The sequence below is a fragment of the Pseudomonas sp. S12(2018) genome, from assembly GCF_024355235.1.
Lineage (GTDB): Bacteria > Pseudomonadota > Gammaproteobacteria > Pseudomonadales > Pseudomonadaceae > Aquipseudomonas > Aquipseudomonas palmensis.
In genome coordinates this window covers 15394-29116 of sequence record NZ_QLAD01000011.1, presented here as the reverse complement: position 1 = coordinate 29116, position 13723 = coordinate 15394, and the positions used below count along the sequence as shown (strand labels likewise).

Below are 13723 nucleotides of genomic sequence, written 5' to 3'. Positions count from 1 at the left end.
GCTTTAAAGCCCCTGGCGGTCGGGTGCCGAGTATAGACAGTTAGGCTACTAATGACAACGTGAAGCCCTAGCCCAAATAGCGCATTGCCTTTGGCGAACAAAAGGCGTAAACGGGCCGCAATTTCGCGGAAAAACAGCGCCCAAAGCCCTTTACAACCGTGCTTTAGGCAAATTGACATTCGAATTTATCTCACTATAGTGGTGCGGGCCCTGCGTGGGGGGTCTGTCTGATGATTTCAAGCATTAATAGGAGGCCACATGGCTGACAAAAAAGCGCAGTTGGTCATCGAGGGCGCAGCCCCCGTCGAGCTGCCCATTTTAACCGGCACCGTTGGTCCCGATGTTATCGACGTTAGAGGGTTGGGGGCCACGGGTCACTTCACTTTCGACCCTGGTTTCATGGCGACCGCATCGTGCGAGTCCAAGATCACCTACATTGACGGCGACAAGGGCATCCTGCTGCATCGCGGCTACCCGATCGAACAGCTCGCCGAGCAATCCGACTACCTGGAAGCCTGCTACCTGCTGCTCAACGGCGAACTGCCGAATGCCGAGCAGAAGGCTCAGTTCGTCAGCACCGTCAAAAATCACACCATGGTGCACGAGCAGTTGAAGTCGTTCTTCAACGGCTTCCGCCGCGACGCCCACCCGATGGCCGTCATGTGCGGCGTGGTTGGCGCCCTGTCGGCGTTCTATCACGACTCGCTGGACATCAATAACCCGCAGCACCGGGAAATCTCGGCAGTGCGCCTGGTCGCCAAGATGCCGACCCTGGCCGCGATGGTCTACAAGTACTCCATGGGCCAGCCCATGATGTACCCGCGCAACGACCTGACCTACGCCGAAAACTTCCTGCACATGATGTTCAACACCCCGTGCGAGATCAAACCGATCAGCCCGGTGCTGGCCAAGGCAATGGACCGGATCTTCATCCTCCACGCCGACCACGAACAGAATGCGTCGACCTCCACCGTACGCCTGGCAGGCTCCTCGGGCGCCAATCCGTTCGCCTGCATCGCTGCCGGTATCGCCGCACTGTGGGGCCCTGCCCACGGCGGCGCCAACGAAGCCGTGCTGACCATGCTCGACGAAATTGGCGATGTCTCGAACATCGACACCTTCATCGCCAAGGCCAAGGACAAGAACGACCCGTTCAAGCTGATGGGCTTCGGTCACCGCGTCTACAAGAACCGCGACCCGCGCGCCACCGTGATGAAGCAGACCTGCGACGAAGTGCTGCGCGAGCTGGGCATCACCAACGATCCGCAGCTGGAACTGGCCATGCGCCTGGAAGAGATCGCCCTGACCGATCCGTACTTCATCGAGCGCTCGCTGTACCCGAACGTCGACTTCTACTCGGGGATCATCCTCAAGGCGATCGGCATCCCTACCAGCATGTTCACCGTGATCTTCGCCCTGGCGCGGACCGTCGGCTGGATCTCGCACTGGAAGGAAATGCTCTCCAGCCCGTACAAGATTGGCCGTCCGCGCCAGCTGTACACCGGCTACGAGTCGCGTGACATCGTCAAACTGGAAGACCGCAAGTAAGCCAAACGGCTCACCTGCAACAACAAAAAAGGCTGCCCTCGGGCAGCCTTTTTTGTTGCGTAACGCTTCATGCAGGAGGAGCAAGCCTTGGCGGCCCCTACAGTTGAGGCATATTGCAGCCTACCATCAAACTGTTACGGTTTCTCCGCCCGCTCCTTCAACGCCTTGAGCGTATTGAACGGCGCATCCACCACGAACTTGTTCGCCACCATCGCTGGCACACTCCCGCCTGGCTCGGTGTGCACCTGGTATGTCACCTCGGTAGTGTCACCCTTGGGCACCAGCTTCCAGAAACCCTGCACTTCAGCCACCCGCACATAGCCTTTTTCCTCCGGCAGGTACTTGGGCACACCCTCCAGCCTGCGGGTCAGGCTGCCGTCAGCACCTTCGCTGGTGGTTACATGGATGATCGAATCGCGCGGGGTGACCGGCCACGGCGTATTGAACTGGGTGTAGGTCCAGCTCTGGTCACCCTCGTGCTTGAGCAGCTTCTGGCTCTTGCACTCGTGAATCCAGGCACAGGCCCCGGCCACGTCTTCCTGCAGCGCCCGGACCTTGGCCAGCGGCGCCTTGATGGTCGTCACGCCCTGATAGGCCTTGTAGTTCGAACCACTCACTTCGCTCAGCGATACCTTGATGCCATCCGCTTGCTTGGCAACCTTCCAGTCTTCAGCCTGCGCCACCGACATGAACATCGCACTCAGACCACAAATCACCGCTACCCGCTTCATCGAACCCATCGTGTTGTTTTCCTTGTTTGCGAAGTTCCACTCACTCAAGCCGCCGTCACTTGCTCCAGCCAACCGATGATCCTGATCGCCTCGTCGCGATCATTGCCGCAGGTGTCCACCTCCGCCTGGAAGCCCGAGCACACCGCCGGCCGTTCAGGCTGGCCGAACAGACTGCAGAGGTTGTGCTCGGACAGTTGCACACAGCGTTCGCCAGCCGGCTTGCCGTGCGGCATGCCAGGAATGGGCGAGCTGATGGAAGGGGCAATGCAGCAAGCGCCACAGCCTTCACGGCAGTTCATGACGACATGGACCTCGGCCTAACAAATGATGGGTGAATGGGGATAGTAACCGCTAAAACAGGTGTTTGAAATTACCGCTCAGATGAAATATCGCCGCGCAGAATGTGACCGGCAGGTCGAGCAGCGTTTATTGCTTGAACTCGAAATCGATGGCTGCACCCTCGATGTCCTGACGGGCATCATTGCGCAACTGCAATTGCATTTCGTTGCTGATCAAGCGGCCATTGAGCTGGAACGGGCTGTCCGCGGCAGGCTTTTCTTCGAACAACGACGGCAGCAGCGGACGTCGCACACGGACTTCCTCCTGACTGCTCGGCTGCAGGTCCTTGACCATCTCCGGGGGCAGGCTCAGATCCAGGCGCGCCTTGGGCAAGGGCGCGGCAATCACCTCGGAGGCCTTGCGCTTGCCCGACTTTACCGCCTTGGCCGGCGTCTTCCTGGGGTCGCCAGCCTTGGTCTTGGGTTGCGCCTTGGGCTTGGCCTGTGGCTTGGCACTCGCTTTTACCGGGGCCTGGGCCGAAGGCTTCCGGTCCGGTGCCGGGGCAGCCGACGCCTGTGCCAGCAGTATCGGCCCCGGTCCGGGCACAGCCAGTGCCGGGCCCGTTGCACACAGGCCCAGCGCACACAACATCACGGCAGCACAGCTCAACGCTTTCATAGGCAACGAGACGTATTCATGAGTCGCACATGCTCCCTGTTCCTGCAATCGCTGGCAAGCCCGCGATCTAGAGGTATCCGCCCGAGGCGGTTTCCTGGCAAAGCTGATGGGCCAGCATCCCCAATGTCAGCAGCGCCCGCTCAGCCTCGCGGCTCCACGGAATGCCGCAGTTGAGACGAATGCAGTGGTTGAACTGCTCCGTGTTACTGAAGATCAGCCCGGGCGCGATGCTGATGCCCTGCTGCAAGGCACGTACATGCAACTCCTGGGTGTTGACCCGCCCCGGCAGGCTGACCCACAGGATGAAGCCCCCGGTAGGCCGGCTCATCTGGGTGCCTTCCGGAAAGTGCTGCTGTACCGCCAGCTGGTAGGCACTGAGGTTCTTGCGATATTCCTGGCGAATGTAGCGCAGATGGCGGTCATAGCCACCATTTTCAAGGTAGGCCGCCACCCCCATCTGCGTGACACTGCACGCCGAGTGCGTGGTAAAGGTCTGCAGTCGCTGGATTTCCTGCTGATAGTTGCCCGCGATCATCCAGCCGATACGCACCCCCGGCGACAGGGTCTTGGAAAAGCTCGAGCAATAGATCACCCGCCCCAGCCGGTCGAAGGCCTTGAGCGCCTTGGTGCGCCCTTGCTCGAACATCAGCTCGCCGTAGATATCGTCCTCGACGATCTGGATGTTGAAATCCGAGGCCAGGCGCAGCAACTGCTTCTGGCGTTCCTCGGGAATGGTGCCGCCCAACGGGTTGCTCAACCGCGCAGTCAGCACCAGCGCCTTGATCGACCACTGGTTGGCCGCCAGTTGCAGGGCCTCCAGGCTGATGCCGGTGGCCGGGTCGCTGGGAATCTCGATCACCTTGAGCCCCAGCAGGTCCGCCAGTTGCAGCAGCCCGTAATAGGTGGGCGACTCGGCGGCGATCAGGTCGCCTGGCCGGGTCAGCACCCGCAACGACATCTGCAGCGCATCGACGCAACCGTGGGTCACCACCACTTCGGACGGGTCGACCACCACCCCGGCGTCGCGCATGCGAATGGCGATCTGCCGGCGCAGCGGCTCGAAACCCGGGCTGAACATGTAGCTGAACGCGCGCGGGCTCTGGAACCGCGTGACCTTGGCCAGTTGCTGGTGCAGCGCGCGCACCGGCAGGTAGTCCACATGCGGAACCGCCGCCCCCAGCGGGAACACCCCATCACGCCGGGCTTCGGTCAGTACCTGCTGGATGATGCTGCTGCGCGTGACCAGCCCTGGACGCTCGACCCGCGCGATGTCCGGGGTCTGCGCAGTCAGGGCCGGGGTCTGGTGGACGTAGTAGCCCGATTGCGGCCGCGCGCGAATCAGCCCCTGGTCTTCGAGGTTGGCATAGGCCTGCAGCACGGTGGCATGGCTGACATTGAGCTGCGAGCTCATCTTGCGTACCGACGGTACGCGCTCACCGGGCTGATAGACGCCGCGGCGGATGTCTTCCGCCAGTTGCTGGGCGATGCGCTGGTAGAGCAACAGATTGGTCATGGGACGGATCTCGAAACGCGGGCTATCTAATTGTTCTTGTACAGTCGGCGAAGAATACCGGAACAGTGCATAAGTGTACGGGCACAGATGCCAGAATAGTCGACTACACAGTTGTGTGACAGCGGGTTTTTCAAGCTTTGCGGCATAAAAAAACCGGTGACTATCACCGGTTTTTTGTTTACCTCGACCTCAGCGCGGCGCGCCCAGGTGGCCTTTCTCGTCGGAAAACACGATCTCCACCCGACGGTTCTGCGCCCTGCCCCGCTCCGAGGCATTGGCCTCGATCGGGTACTGGTCTCCATAGCCTTCGACCTGGATGCGTTTTTCGTCGACGCCCAGGTCGACCAGCATGTCCGCCACGGCCTGCGCACGATCACGCGACAGCGTCAGGTTGTCCTCGGGAGTGCCGGTGCTGTCGGTATACCCCTCGATGCGCACAACGCGCCGGGGGTTGAGCTGCAGAAACTGCACCAGCTTGAGCACGGTACGGCTGGCGGAGTTTTTCAATTCGGCCTGCCCGGTATCGAACAGCACGTCACCCAGGGTCATCACCAGGCCACGGTCGCTCTGGGTCGTGGCCAGGCTGACGATCTGCGCCTCCAGCCATTTGCCCTGCTGCTGCACGCTGACCAGCTTGGCTTCGCGCAGGGCCAGTTGCAGGCGCTGGCGCTCCAGTTCGAGCTTGGCCAGGCGCTCCTGATTGAGCACCAGGTTGCTGTGCTCGCGGGCAATCTCGCTGTAGCGCTGACTCAGGTAGGCGTAATGGCGCACGTCCGCACCACTGCCCACGTAGCTGGACAACCGCTCGGCACGGGCCAGCGACTCGCCGGCGCGGATCACGTCACGCGGCGCACTGCGCAGCACATTGGAATCGTCCTTCACTGCCTGGAAACTGGCGGCGGCCTGGTCGAGGGCGGTTTCGCTGCGCTCGCTGGCGCAGCCCTGCAACCCCAGCACACCTGCACACAACACGGCCACCAAGGGCTTGATCGAACTCACTGTTGCTCCCCCAACTGCTTGCGCAGACGATTGACCCGCGATTGCAGCAGCGACAGCTGCTCCTGACTCTTGAGGGTCAGCACCCGGGCTTCGGCCAGCCGCGCATCAAGCTCGGCCTGCTCGGCGCGCAGCCGCGCATCACGGTACGACTCGCTGGCCATGTTGCTGCGGGCGCGGGCAAGCTTGTCTTCGGCCAGCTTCAGCTCGGCCACTTCGTCGGTGGCACCGACGGCCTTGGCCTGCTCCAGCGCCTGTTCGGACAGGCGCATCTGCTCGTGGGGCGCCGGGTCGGCAGCGCAACCGGCCAGGGCCAGTAACGCCATGGCAGCGAAAAGCGGTTGAGTTCTCACACAATCTTCCTACTGTTTGGGGGCGTCGAGCGGTTGCTGCAGCTGCGCCTTCCAGCGCTCGACATTGCGTTGCAGTACTGCCTGAGGCACGCCTGAGGCCGGCAATTCTGTCAGTTTTTTGGCCAGCTGTCCGCGCAACCAGGCGTCATTGCACGCCGAATTGTGCGACAGCGCCAGGTACAGCCCGGGCCGATCCAGCGGCAGGCCGCGGGCGATCAGGTCGTTGGCCATGCCAAGGGTCTGCGCCATGGCCATGCCGGCGTAACGCCCGGCCAGCACATAGTCGACCTGGCCAAGCAAAAGCTTCTGGAATGCCTGGGTCAGGTTCTGCGCCGGCGCCAGCTTCAACTGGTCCTTGGCAAACTGGGCGAACGCCGGGGTCAGCCTGGCCTTCTCCGAGATCGCGCCCTGGTGCTGGTGCAGATCGGCCAGGCCGTCGTAGGCCAGCGTGGAGTCGTGCCGGGTCCACACCAGGTAGTCGTTCTGCAGCAGCGCCGGGTGGATGAAGTCGACACGGGTCAGGTCTTCAGTGGCCAGCGGCGCATCCACCAGCAGGTCCATGCGTCCGCTGCGCACTTCATCCTGCGCCTCGTTGCGCTTGCCTGCGTACAGCACCTCGACCTTCAGCCCAAGCTCCGTCGCCACCTGCTTGAGCAGGTCGACGTTGGCGCCAATCAGGTGCCTGGGGTCCTGCGGGTCGCGCCAGGCATAGGGCGGCGCATCGGGGCTGCCGGTCGCCACCAGACGCTCGCACTTGCCCACCGCCAGCGCCGCCGTGGGCAAGCAGGCAAACCCCAGCAATCCCGCCATCGCCATTCGGCCAAGCCACCCCATGCACATGCCTCCCTTGCGTCGCGAAATAAAAAAGCCCGATCAAAAGACCGGGCTCTTTATAAGTGAAGCGGCTGGATTAAACCAGCTTCTCCAGCTCAGGTACGGCTTCGAACAGGTCGGCGACCAGGCCGTAGTCGGCCACCTGGAAGATCGGCGCCTCTTCGTCCTTGTTGATCGCAACGATCACCTTGGAGTCCTTCATGCCGGCCAGGTGCTGGATCGCGCCGGAGATACCGACGGCGATGTACAGCTGCGGCGCAACGATCTTGCCGGTCTGGCCGACCTGCATGTCGTTGGGCACGAAGCCTGCGTCGACCGCGGCGCGCGAAGCACCCACGGCGGCGCCGAGCTTGTCGGCCAGCGCGTACAGGTGCTTGAAGTTGTCACCGTTCTGCATGCCGCGACCGCCGGAAACGACGATCTTGGCAGCGGTCAGCTCAGGACGATCGGACTTGGCCAGCTCTTCGCCGACAAATGCCGACTTGCCCGCATCGTGGGCAGCGCCAACCGCTTCGACAGCAGCCGAACCACCTTCGGCGGCAACGGCGTCGAAGCCGGTGGCACGCACGGTGATGACCTTGACCGCAGCGCTCGATTGCACGGTGGCAATGGCGTTACCGGCGTAGATCGGACGCTTGAAGGTGTCCGCCGACTCGACCGCGATGATCTCGGAGATCTGGTCGACGTCCAGCAGCGCGGCAACGCGCGGCAGGATGTTCTTGCCGTTGGAGGTGGCTGGTGCCAGCACGTGGCTGTAGGCCTTGCCAAGCTCGGCCACCAGCGGCGCGACGTTTTCCGGCAGCTGGTGCGCATAGGCAGCGTTGTCGGCTACCAGCACCTTGGCCACGCCAGCGATTTTCGCGGCAGCTTCGGCAACGCCACCCACGTTCTGGCCAGCGACCAGTACGTGGATATCGCCACCGATTTTCGCGGCGGCAGCAACGGTGTTCAGGGTCGCCGGGGCAACGGCGCCGTTTTCGTGTTCAGCGATAACCAGGATAGTCATTTAGATTACCTTCGCCTCGTTCTTCAGTTTCTCGACCAGTTCAGCCACCGACTTGACCTTGATACCAGCGCTGCGTGCAGCTGGCGCTTCGACTTTCAGGGTCTTGTTGGTAGAGGCGGTGGAAACGCCCAGCGCGTCCGGAGTCACAGTCTCCAGCGGCTTCTTCTTGGCCTTCATGATGTTCGGCAGCGACGCATAGCGCGGCTCGTTCAGACGCAGGTCGGTGGTCACGATCGCCGGCAGGTTCAGAGCAACGGTCTGCAGGCCGCCATCGATTTCACGGGTGACGTTGACCTTGTCGCCGGCCACTTCCACCTTGGAGGCGAAAGTACCCTGGGCATAACCGGTCAGCGCAGCCAGCATCTGGCCGGTCTGGTTGTTGTCGCTGTCGATGGCCTGCTTGCCAAGGATGACCAGTTGCGGCTGCTCCTTGTCGACCACAGCCTTGAGCAGCTTGGCCACGGCCAGCGAGGTCAGCTCTTCAGCCGACTCGACCAGCACGGCGCGGTCGGCACCCAGTGCCAGGGCGGTACGCAGCTGCTCCTGGGCAGTGGCCGGGCCGACGGTAACGACGACGATTTCGCTCGCCACGCCCTTCTCTTTCAGGCGCACGGCTTCTTCTACGGCGATTTCGCAGAAGGGGTTCATGGACATCTTGACGTTAGCAAGGTCTACGCCGGAGTTGTCCGCCTTGACGCGAACCTTGACGTTATAGTCGACCACTCGTTTGACAGCTACAAGAACCTTCATGGATTCCTCGTTACTCTCCGGTGAAAAGAATGTCGCCTGGGCAGAACCGGGCGATTGCGCGTGGGTACAAGGGCACCTCCAAAAACGAACGCGAGCAGGTGAAATTCAACTGACTGTGCAGTCTGTTCTCGACGCTTGCGCGCAAAACCCGTGGGTCATTGTTTGTCGTGGCGTGTAAACTCCACTACAAAGGCGGGTCCTGGCGTAACTGCCCTGCTTTTTGCCTGGTTTTTAGGGGTGCTCCTGCATCCGACGGTCAGCCTACGGCGAGCGTAAAACCGCCCGTATCTTGACCGTAACGCCCAATCCGGTCAATACGGCAAACCAGCCAGCTTCAAGCCGTGCGTCTTTGATTTTACTGGGCTGCGGCAAATTCAAACAAACGTTTGTATTGGACCTCGCAAGTGGTGTAGATATAATGCGCGGCCAAGAGAAAGCGGTGTAGTCCGTCATCACCCGAGCTACACACCCGGGTACTTCGAAATGACCGCCTGACACCCGCCAACAAAGAAAAACCGATGAGCCTTGAGTAGGAGAGAACCTGTGGAACGCGAATACATGGAATTCGACGTGGTCATCGTCGGCGCTGGCCCGGCAGGCCTGTCCGCCGCCTGCCGACTGAAGCAGAAGGCCGCCGAAGCCGGTAATGAAATCAGCGTCTGCGTGGTCGAGAAAGGCTCCGAGGTCGGTGCACACATTCTCTCCGGTGCGGTGTTCGAGCCGCGTGCCCTGAACGAACTGTTCCCGGACTGGAAAGAACTCGGCGCGCCACTGAACACCGAGGTCAAGCGCGACGACATCTACGTGCTGCGCGACGCCAGCAGCTCGGTCAAGGTGCCCGATCTGTTCGTGCCCAAGACCATGCACAACGAAGGCAACTACATCATCTCGCTGGGCAACCTGTGCCGCTGGCTGGCCCAGCAGGCCGAGAACCTGGGCGTGGAAGTCTACCCAGGCTTCGCTGCCCAGGAAGCGCTGTTCGATGAAAACGGCGTGGTCCGCGGGATCATCACCGGCGACCTGGGTGTCGACCGCGAAGGCAACCCCAAGGAAGGCGTATACACCCCCGGCATGGAACTGCGCGGCAAGTACACGCTGTTCGCCGAAGGCTGCCGTGGGCATATCGGCAAGCAACTGATCAAGCGCTTCGACCTGGACAACGCCAGCGACGTGCAGCACTACGGCATCGGCCTCAAGGAAATCTGGGAAATCGACCCGGCCAAGCACCAGCAAGGCCTGGTGATCCACACCGCCGGCTGGCCGCTGGACGTGATGAGCACCGAGAACACCGGCGGCTCGTTCCTGTATCACCTGGAAAACAACCAGGTGGTGGTCGGCCTGATCGTCGACCTGTCGTATGCCAACGCCTACCTCTCCCCGTTCGACGAGTTCCAGCGCCTCAAGCACCACCCGGTGCTCGCCCAGTACCTGGAAGGTGGCAAGCGCATCAGCTATGGCGCCCGTGCCCTGGCCAAGGGCGGCCTGAACTCGCTGCCGAAAATGGTATTCAAGGGCGGCGCGCTGATCGGCTGCGACCTGGGCACCATGAACGTGGCCAAGATCAAGGGCAGCCACACCGCCATGAAGTCCGGCATGCTCGCAGCCGAAGCGGTGGCCGATGCGCTGCTGGCCGGTAGCGAGGGTGGCGACGAACTGACCGCCTACGTCGACGGCTTCAAGGCCAGCTGGCTGTACGAAGAACTGTTCGCCAGCCGCAACTTCGGCCCGGCGATGCACAAGTTCGGCCCGATGCTCGGCGCGGCATTCAACTATGTCGACCAGAACTGGTTCGGCGGCAAGCTGCCGTTCACCCTGCACGACACCAAGCCGGACTACGCCTGCCTCAAGCTGGCGGCCGACTCGAAGAAGATCGATTACCCCAAGCCCGATGGCAAGTTGAGCTTCGACAAGCTGAGCTCGGTGTTCCTCTCCAGCACCAACCATGAAGAAGAGCAGCCGTGCCACCTTAAGCTGACCGACCCGAGCATTCCGATCGGCACCAACCTGCCGCTGTACGACGAACCGGCGCAGCGCTACTGCCCGGCCGGCGTATACGAGGTGATCAGCCAGGAAGACGGCAGCAAGCGCTTCCAGATCAACGCCCAGAACTGCGTGCACTGCAAGACCTGTGACATCAAGGACCCTTCGCAGAACATCACCTGGGTGACCCCGGAAGGTGCTGGCGGCCCGACTTACCCGAACATGTAAGTACCGCCCACAAAAAAAGCCCCCACGCCTTGCGGCGCTGGGGGCTTTTTCGTGAAGGCGTTCGAGCAAACGGTCTCACACCTTCGCCAACACCAGTTCATCCCCGGCCCGCAGGTCCTCCCGCGCACTGAAGTACACCGCCGTGAGCAGGCCCACCGTGCCCATCAGCAGGCAGAACCCCACACACACCCATGGGCTCCACGGCATCAGCGCAATCAGCATAAGCGGCGTGGTGCTGGCCCACAGCGCATAGGCCAGGTTGTAGGTAAAGGAAATCCCCGACACGCGAATGGCCGGCGGAAACAGCCCGACCATCACCGACGGCACCACCCCCACCACACCACAGGCCAGCCCTGCCAGCGCATAGGCCACCCCGGTCCAGCCCCAGCCGCCGATCAGGCTGGCATACAGCGCCCCCACTCCCAACGGCAGCAACAGGCTGTAGACCATCAGCGCGCGCCAGGCACCTACCCGGTCCACCAGCAAGCCGGCCAGCACGCAACCGATGTTCAAGAACACGATACCCAGCGCGCTCAGGGCGAAGGTGTCGGCCGCGCTCATGCCGAAGCGCTGCTGCATCACCGTCGGGGTAATCACCACCAGCACCACCACCGCCGAGGTCAGCACGCAGGTCAGCAGGGCCGCCGGCACCAGCGCGCGGCGGTGCTCGCGCAGCACCGTGCGCAGCGGGAAGGCCACCGGTTGTTCACGCCGCTCGCGCAGCGCCAGGAACACCGGCGTCTCGCTCAGCCAGCGGCGCAGCCACACCCCGATCACGCCGAACACCCCGCCCAGCAAGAATGGATAGCGCCAGGCGTAGTCCAGAATCTCCTGGGCGGTGAACACCTGGGCCAGCGCCGTGGCGGTCAGCGCGCCCAGCAGGTAGCCGAACGTCAGCCCGGCCTGCAGAAAACCCAGCGCATAGCCCCGCCGCCCGGCCGGCGCATGCTCGGCGACGAAGGTCCAGGCGCTTGGCACCTCGCCGCCCACCGCCGCGCCCTGCAGAATGCGCAGGCCCAGCAGGATCAGCGGCGCCGCGTAGCCGATGTCGGCATAGGTCGGCATCACCCCGATCAGCAGGCACGGCAGCGCCATCATCAGGATGCTCAGGCTGAACACCTTCTTGCGCCCCAGGTGATCGGCAAAATGCGCCATCAGGATGCCGCCCAGCGGCCGCGCCAGGTACCCGGTGACGAAGATCCCGAAGCTCTGCAGCAGACGCAGCCACTCCGGCATCTCGGGCGGGAAGAACAGCTGGCTCAGGGTCAGCGCGAAGAACACGAAGATGATGAAATCGTAGATCTCCAGCGCACCGCCCAGCGCCGCCAGGCCCAGGGTCTTGTGGTCGTCGCGCGAAAGCCGCAGCGGGCGCGCAGGGTTGGTGGCAGTCATAAAGGCATCCGCTTCGATAGGCTCACTGCGCGCAGCAAGGCGCGCCAGGACAGGCGCAGAGCATACCAAAAAGCGGCGAACGGCTCAGGCCTCGCGAGGGAACACCGTATGCCCCATGTTCAGGCGGCGCATGGGGGGCGCGTTACCAGCAGGCCTGTACCCGGGGTTGGGCAACTGCCCCAGCAGCAGTGGGGCATCGATGATAGCCATGAAGGACTGCAGGGCCTCGTTGTCGGGCACCTTGGGCAGGCTGACGCTCACCGCCTGACGCTGGCCAGCAGGCACCGCAGGTACGCGAAGGTGTTGCGACTCATACAGCAGCACATGCTGGATCTGCGTACTCACGCGACAGAACCGCTCCAGATCGACCCCCACGTGGCTGGCCAGGTCGATATTTCCGACCAGCAGACTGAACGGCAAAAGCGCGTTCTGCACCAGGCGCTGCAGGTCGTCGAAGGTCTCGACAGGGGCAATCCGGTAATACCCCAGGCCGTTGAGCATCTTCTCCAACTGCAGCAGTTGGATGGGGTGCTCATCGGCAATCAGGATTCGCATGGACTTGTCGGGCATCGGAAGGGCCTGGATAGAGAGCATGGAAGACATTCCTTGACCGCTACTACGCCACGATAAACCTCAGGCTGCGACAGGCATTACGTCAGGTGACGGATCTGATAGATAGTTGTAGGGAAATGCCGGGAAATCAAGGCGCAGCCTCAATTGTTTGTTGCTGACCAGTACATCAGACGGAATTTTGGCGCATCCGCGCCCGGCAATGCTTCATGGCATTGACGATATTTTTTTCCACCAGACTGCGAGAAATTCCGAGTCTTTCGGCAATTTGCTGGTGAGAAAGCCCCTCCAGCTTGCGTAGAAGGAAACTGTCCCGGCACCCAGGGCTTAGTTCCCCCAACGCCTGCTGCATCAGCTCCAGTCGGCGATCCATGTCCATGCGCTGGCAGGGCGCCGGCGAACGGAATGCCTCGTCGGTGTCGAGCACTTCCAGCGGCTCGTTGTGCCGCACCTGACTACGCCGATGGTCGTCGATCACCAGATTCAGCGCGGTACGGTAGAGAAAGGCCCGCGGATACTCGATCTGCTGTTCGCCATGTCGCTCGAGCACTCGCACATAAGCGTCGTGGGCCACGTCCTCGGCCGCCTGGCGACTGCCCAGCCGAACACACAGAAAGCTCACCAGTTCGCGATAGTAGTTTTCCAAAACGACACCTGGCCAGGATTCGGCGCTAAAGCGCCGAGAATGGAGAATCAGGGTGAAGCCAGTAGGCAACAATACAAATTATTATTATTCTCAGCAACCTCCGTCACGCCTCGCAGATTACCCGATTGCACGGCCTGCGACCCTGAATGTGCGCCGGTAAATTCCTGTGCATATAGCTCGTCTAACGAGGAGCCCCCGTGCCTGCGCTGTCTACGCCAG

General features: G+C 62.2%; 14 protein-coding genes. 2 read left to right on the top strand and 12 right to left on the bottom strand.

What is annotated here, in order from left to right; genetic code table 11:
* Positions 1-258 precede the first annotated feature (258 nt).
* Positions 259-1548 carry a citrate synthase gene (gltA, locus tag DN388_RS22745; protein ID WP_255002137.1) on the top strand — a complete coding sequence of 430 codons (1290 nt, stop codon included), beginning with the start codon at positions 259-261 and terminating at the stop codon, positions 1546-1548.
* Between the two features lie 134 nt (positions 1549-1682).
* On the opposite strand, the gene DN388_RS22740 is transcribed toward gltA, so the two are convergent.
* The 9 genes from DN388_RS22740 to DN388_RS22700 form a co-directional block, all read right to left on the bottom strand.
* Positions 1683-2288, bottom strand: a complete 606-nt coding sequence (locus tag DN388_RS22740; protein ID WP_255002136.1) for an START domain-containing protein — start codon at positions 2286-2288, stop codon at positions 1683-1685.
* 35 nt (positions 2289-2323) lie between these two features.
* Complete coding sequence (locus DN388_RS22735) at positions 2324-2578, bottom strand: YkgJ family cysteine cluster protein (protein WP_043863144.1); 255 nt, start codon at positions 2576-2578, stop codon at positions 2324-2326.
* A gap of 127 nt (positions 2579-2705) precedes the next feature.
* Positions 2706-3236 carry a translation initiation factor 2 gene (locus DN388_RS22730; RefSeq protein WP_236176409.1) on the bottom strand — a complete coding sequence of 177 codons (531 nt, stop codon included), beginning with the start codon at positions 3234-3236 and terminating at the stop codon, positions 2706-2708.
* A gap of 67 nt (positions 3237-3303) precedes the next feature.
* Positions 3304-4749 carry a PLP-dependent aminotransferase family protein gene (locus DN388_RS22725; RefSeq protein WP_255002135.1) on the bottom strand — a complete coding sequence of 482 codons (1446 nt, stop codon included), beginning with the start codon at positions 4747-4749 and terminating at the stop codon, positions 3304-3306.
* Between the two features lie 189 nt (positions 4750-4938).
* The gene (locus DN388_RS22720; RefSeq protein WP_043863147.1) at positions 4939-5748 is read right to left on the bottom strand and encodes an OmpA family protein; all 810 of its coding nucleotides are present in this window, start codon (positions 5746-5748) and stop codon (positions 4939-4941) included.
* Positions 5745-6098 carry a DUF4398 domain-containing protein gene (locus tag DN388_RS22715; protein WP_043863148.1) on the bottom strand — a complete coding sequence of 118 codons (354 nt, stop codon included), beginning with the start codon at positions 6096-6098 and terminating at the stop codon, positions 5745-5747. Before DN388_RS22715 ends, DN388_RS22720 begins: the two co-directional genes overlap by 4 nt.
* Before the next feature lie 9 nt (positions 6099-6107).
* Positions 6108-6938, bottom strand: coding sequence for an ABC transporter substrate-binding protein (locus DN388_RS22710; RefSeq protein WP_054915665.1), 831 nt, complete (start codon positions 6936-6938; stop codon positions 6108-6110).
* Positions 6939-7008: 70 nt separating this feature from the next.
* Complete coding sequence (locus DN388_RS22705) at positions 7009-7938, bottom strand: electron transfer flavoprotein subunit alpha/FixB family protein (RefSeq protein ID WP_043863150.1); 930 nt, start codon at positions 7936-7938, stop codon at positions 7009-7011.
* A complete protein-coding gene (locus DN388_RS22700; protein WP_043863151.1) occupies positions 7939-8688 on the bottom strand; it encodes an electron transfer flavoprotein subunit beta/FixA family protein in 750 nt (249 codons plus the stop codon).
* 543 nt (positions 8689-9231) lie between these two features.
* On the opposite strand from DN388_RS22700, the gene DN388_RS22695 reads away from it, so the two are divergent.
* Positions 9232-10896 carry an electron transfer flavoprotein-ubiquinone oxidoreductase gene (locus DN388_RS22695; protein WP_043863152.1) on the top strand — a complete coding sequence of 555 codons (1665 nt, stop codon included), beginning with the start codon at positions 9232-9234 and terminating at the stop codon, positions 10894-10896.
* 75 nt (positions 10897-10971) lie between these two features.
* Here DN388_RS22695 and DN388_RS22690 read toward each other — a convergent pair whose 3' ends face one another.
* From DN388_RS22690 to DN388_RS22680, 3 genes are all read right to left on the bottom strand, one after another.
* Positions 10972-12288: an MFS transporter gene (locus DN388_RS22690; RefSeq protein WP_104572884.1), complete on the bottom strand. Its 1317-nt coding sequence runs from the start codon at positions 12286-12288 to the stop codon at positions 10972-10974.
* 84 nt (positions 12289-12372) lie between these two features.
* Positions 12373-12858 carry a histidine kinase gene (locus DN388_RS22685; RefSeq protein WP_104572885.1) on the bottom strand — a complete coding sequence of 162 codons (486 nt, stop codon included), beginning with the start codon at positions 12856-12858 and terminating at the stop codon, positions 12373-12375.
* 169 nt (positions 12859-13027) lie between these two features.
* Positions 13028-13504 (bottom strand): sigma-70 family RNA polymerase sigma factor, encoded by a 477-nt coding sequence (locus DN388_RS22680; RefSeq protein WP_104572886.1) that lies wholly within the window; start codon positions 13502-13504, stop codon positions 13028-13030.
* Between the last annotated feature and the right edge of the window lie 219 nt (positions 13505-13723).